We start from the raw sequence: 4,162 nt of genomic DNA, 5'->3' as shown, positions 1-4,162 counted from the left end.
TCTTTTCGTAACTCCGAAGGGTCTTCATAGAAGCCAAAAATACATTATTTGAATGGTTGTTAAAAGTCAATTAAAATTTATAAAAAGCTTATATCAAAAAAAGTACCGAATTCAAAACGGACTTTTTGTGGTAGAAGGGAAAAAGGTCGTTTCAGAGCTTTTGAATTCTAAATTTAAGACACATAGCATCTACAGCGCTGATCCCGAATTTAAGACAAAAAACAAAGAAGAAGTTTACTATGTTTCAGAAAAGGATCTGGCAAGAATAAGTGCTCATAAAAGTCCAAATAAAATATTGGGAATATTTGAAATTCCCGAACCGGCAGCTATTGATTATTCTGATTGGGTTGTTGTTTTGGATGCTATACAAGATCCCGGAAATTTGGGAACCATCATAAGGTTATGCGACTGGTTTGGAATATTGCATGTGGTTTGCTCTCCTGATACGGTAGATTGTTATAACCACAAAGTCTTACAAGCGACTATGGGTTCAATTGCCAGAGTGAATATTGTGTATGCAAATATTGCCGTACTACTTGAAGAACATACAAATCTTGCCTATGGTACATACATGAATGGGAAATCTGTGTACTCTGCGAACCTTCCTGAAAAAGGGCTTTTAATATTAGGTAATGAAGGCAAGGGAATATCTGAAAAAGTAGGACTTCTGATAGACAAAGAAAACAGAATAGGGATCCCGCAATATGGAAAAAAAACTACCGAAAGTTTAAATGTAGCAACTGCCACTGCCATTTTTTTAAGTGAAATTAGAAGGGAAGAAAGCTAAACGCTTAAAGTAAAAGATCAGGAAGAAAAAAACTAATGTCTTTGATAAGCTATACTTATTCAAAAGTAAAATTCACGAAAATCCCTCTGGTTTTCATGGCATCTATATTACCGGTCCATGGACTGTCAGGATCATTATCAGGGACTAATTCATTGCTGAGCGCAAAGATTCCCCTTATAGAAGGAGAAAACTTAAAATATTCAGTGTAGAAATCAATTCCAAATCCAATTTCCCAGTTATAAAGGGTTTTTGTCATACGAAAAGTTCCACTGCTATTATCGTCAAGACTATCCTCATTACTTCCCAAATTTAAAGAAGCAGATGCGCCACCAATAATATAAGGTTTCCAGTTGCCAAATCTTCGGGCACTAATTTTTAATAGTAAAGGAAAATTTATATATGTAGATTTTACTTCTCTTAGTGCATCACTTTCATTGGCAAACCCTGTATATCCTAAAGTTCGATTGGTATAAAATAAGCCAGGTTCAAAGCGAAGGTCTAAAAATTCGTTAATTCTCATTTCACCAATCAGACCAACATTGAAGCCTATAGATTTGTCAACTAAGACATCATCCAAGTCGTTATTTTATTCAAATTTGAAGTCATATTGATTAAATCCGAGGAAATATCCCCAATTTAAAAATGCTTTATCTTCATTTTCAAGATTTATGATGGGTTTTTCTTTAAATTGAGCATGTAATGCACTAGTAACCAGCAGTAAGAAACCTATCAGAAAAAATAAGATATATTTCATTCTTCTATTTTGTAGCTATATATATAGATGCCACTCCAAATGTCTGTGGCCTGTTCTCCATAGCTATAAACCCAATTTTCCCTAAAATATTGTTGAAAGCCTGACCGTAAGGAAAAACTGCCGCAGATTCTGAAAGATAGGCGTAGGCAGACCGGTCTTTGGAGAAAAGTTTTCCAATTAATGGAAGGATATTTTGCGTATAAAACCGATATCCTTGTTTGTAGGGAGTTTTTGTAGGTACGGAAGTCTCGAGAATCACGAAGGTGCCTTTAGGTTTTAAAACCCTATATATCTCCGATAAACCTTTTTCAAGATTTTCAAAATTCCGAACCCCAAATGCCACAGTAATTGCGTCAAAGCTATTCTCTTCAAATGGAAGGTTTTCACTGTCACCCACAATCATTTCAATTGTAGTATTCAGACCTTTTTCTGACACCTTCTTTTTTCCAACCTCAAGCATTCCCTTAGAAATATCCAAACCTATTATTTGTGCTGCTCCTGTTTTAACCAAATTAATAGCCAAATCTCCTGTCCCGGTTGCTATATCCAGGATGTTTTTTGGATTTTTCTTCTTTAAAATTTTTACAACCCTGTTTCTCCATTTAATATCTATACCAAAAGAAATTACCCTGTTTAGGCCGTCATAGCTGCCCGAAATTGTATCAAACATTTGTGTTACCTGTTCTTTTTTACCAAGCGTTGATGTCTTATAAGGTTTAACTTTTTTGGGCATAAGGTAATTTTCGGGTAAAGATAATATAAAGCCAGCTTCAAGAATGGGCGTTAATAGAGATAATCTAAATTCATTAGACGTCCATTTTTGCTGGCCAAGTTAGACATTAATCAAAATAAATTTGCGTAATTTTGCCATTGCAAACTTTGCAAATACAACGTACATGAGCTGCATTGGCTTATATTATATAAAGATAGCTCCTTTACGCAACATTCGGACTCTTGATAATTAACAAAGACTAAAGATGAGAATTATTATTGCGGGGGCAGGTGAAGTTGGTTTTCATTTGGCAAAACTTTTATCTTATGAATCCCAGAACATTACTTTGATTGATTCCAGGAAGGAAAGTTTAACTTATGCAGACAATCATTTGGACATAAAAGTTCTAAAAGGTGATGCAACTTCAATTTCTGTATTGAGGGATGCCAAAGTTGAAACTTCTGACCTTGTAATTGGCGTAACATCATCTGAAACAACAAATATTACCCTCTGTTTATTAGCTAAACAAATGGGGTGTAAAAAAACGATTGCAAGGATTTCAAATATTGAATTTATTGATAATAAAGAACTGATTAAATTTTCTGAATTGGGGATTGATGAGATGATCTCGCCTGAAGAACTGGCCGCCACAGAAATTCAGCTTTTACTAGATCAATCAGCTTTTTTCGACACTTACGAATTCGAGGCAGGGGCATTAATGATGGTTGGTGTTACCTTGCCTGAGGACGCCCCGTTTATAGGCAAATCTGTCAAAGATGCAGCAAATATATTTCCCGGGTTGCATTTTATGCCTATTGCCATGCAACGTGTTGGAACCCAGTTTACACTTATCCCCAGAGGCGATACAGTTTTTAAGGACAAGGACAAGGTATATTTTGTAATTGATAAAGAAGGTGTAGATGACCTTTACAAGCTAACCGGTAAAAAGAAGGAAGAAATAAAAAATGTAATGATTTTAGGTGGTAGTAAAGTTGGTTTTAATGCAGCCCGTGATCTTTGTGCCAAAAAATTTAATGTAAAATTAATAGAAAAAAACAAAGAAAAGGCTTTTGATATATCTGATAGTCTGCCAAATGTGCTGGTAATAAATGGCGATGGCAGGAATTTGGAGTTATTGGAGGAAGAAAGCTTAGAATCTATGGATGCATTTATTGCGGTAACCGGAAATTCGGAAACTAATATTATGTCTTGTCTGATGGCAAGATCCAAGAATATCAAAAAAACGATCGCTCTGGTAGAAAACATGGACTACTTTCAACTTTCACAGTCCATTGGGGTTGATACCTTAATTAATAAGAAATTATTAGCTGCCAATAATATCTTTCGTTATGTAAGAAGGGGTGAGGTAGTAGCTCTGACGCGATTAAATAACCTAAACGCCGAAATCCTGGAATTTGAAGTAAAAGCGACCTCAAAGGTGAATGGTAAAATTATACGCGAATTAGAATTTCCAAGAGCGGCAATTATTGGAGGGATTGTAAGAGATGGAATAGGAAATATTGCCTTAGGAGATTTTAGGATTGAGGAAGGCGATAGGGTAGTAGTATGCTGTCTGCCAGATTCCATTTCAAAAATTGAAAGACTCTTTATATAATGACAGGGTTAAATTATAGAATAATTATCCACCTTATGGGATTGCTGTTATTATTTAATGGCGGTTTTATGCTCATTGCGGCCTTGGTGAGCGGGCTTTATGATGATGGCGCTACCCTTGATATTACCTTGGCAGCTATAATAACATTACTGCTCGGAATTCTGGCCATGTTTTATACAAGGGGTCATGATAAAGAAGTAAAGAAGAAAGAAGGTTATATTATAGTCACCCTTGGTTGGATTGTGATGTCTGCCTCGGGAGTAATGCCCTATATTTTTTCCGGAGCCATTACCA

The 4,162-nt window shown here is 35.6% G+C and carries 3 protein-coding genes and 2 pseudogenes; 3 read left to right on the top strand and 2 right to left on the bottom strand.

Annotation, left to right across the window (positions count from 1 at the left end):
• Positions 1-52: 52 nt before the first annotated feature.
• Positions 53-787 carry a TrmH family RNA methyltransferase gene (locus WBN20_RS08255; protein WP_424272331.1) on the top strand — a complete coding sequence of 245 codons (735 nt, stop codon included), beginning with the start codon at positions 53-55 and terminating at the stop codon, positions 785-787.
• 55 nt (positions 788-842) lie between these two features.
• Here WBN20_RS08255 and WBN20_RS08250 read toward each other — a convergent pair.
• Positions 843-1,541: pseudogene (locus WBN20_RS08250) on the bottom strand (porin family protein).
• A 4-nt stretch (positions 1,542-1,545) separates the two neighbouring features.
• Positions 1,546-2,274, bottom strand: a complete 729-nt coding sequence (gene ubiE, locus WBN20_RS08245) for a bifunctional demethylmenaquinone methyltransferase/2-methoxy-6-polyprenyl-1,4-benzoquinol methylase UbiE (RefSeq protein ID WP_424281335.1) — start codon at positions 2,272-2,274, stop codon at positions 1,546-1,548.
• 244 nt (positions 2,275-2,518) lie between these two features.
• Here ubiE and trkA point away from each other — a divergent pair, with 244 nt between their 5' ends.
• Together trkA and WBN20_RS08235 are read left to right on the top strand one after the other, a co-directional pair.
• The gene (gene trkA, locus WBN20_RS08240) at positions 2,519-3,868 is read left to right on the top strand and encodes a Trk system potassium transporter TrkA (RefSeq protein WP_424281334.1); all 1,350 of its coding nucleotides are present in this window, start codon (positions 2,519-2,521) and stop codon (positions 3,866-3,868) included.
• Positions 3,868-4,162: pseudogene (locus WBN20_RS08235) on the top strand (TrkH family potassium uptake protein); the annotation flags it as partial. The gene trkA and the pseudogene WBN20_RS08235, both read left to right, overlap by 1 nt.

It is taken from the genome of Eudoraea sp. (assembly GCF_049665975.1).
Lineage (GTDB): Bacteria > Bacteroidota > Bacteroidia > Flavobacteriales > Flavobacteriaceae > Eudoraea.
The sequence above is the reverse complement of the archived record's forward strand: the minus strand, read 5'-3'. Positions and strand labels throughout refer to the sequence as shown.

Coding starts and splice junctions, on each gene's coding strand:
- WBN20_RS08255 (WP_424272331.1), top strand. CDS start 53: ATGGTTGTTAAAAGTCAATTAAAATTTATAAAAAGCTTATATCAAAAA.
- ubiE (WP_424281335.1), bottom strand. CDS start 2,274: ATGCCCAAAAAAGTTAAACCTTATAAGACATCAACGCTTGGTAAAAAA.
- trkA (WP_424281334.1), top strand. CDS start 2,519: ATGAGAATTATTATTGCGGGGGCAGGTGAAGTTGGTTTTCATTTGGCA.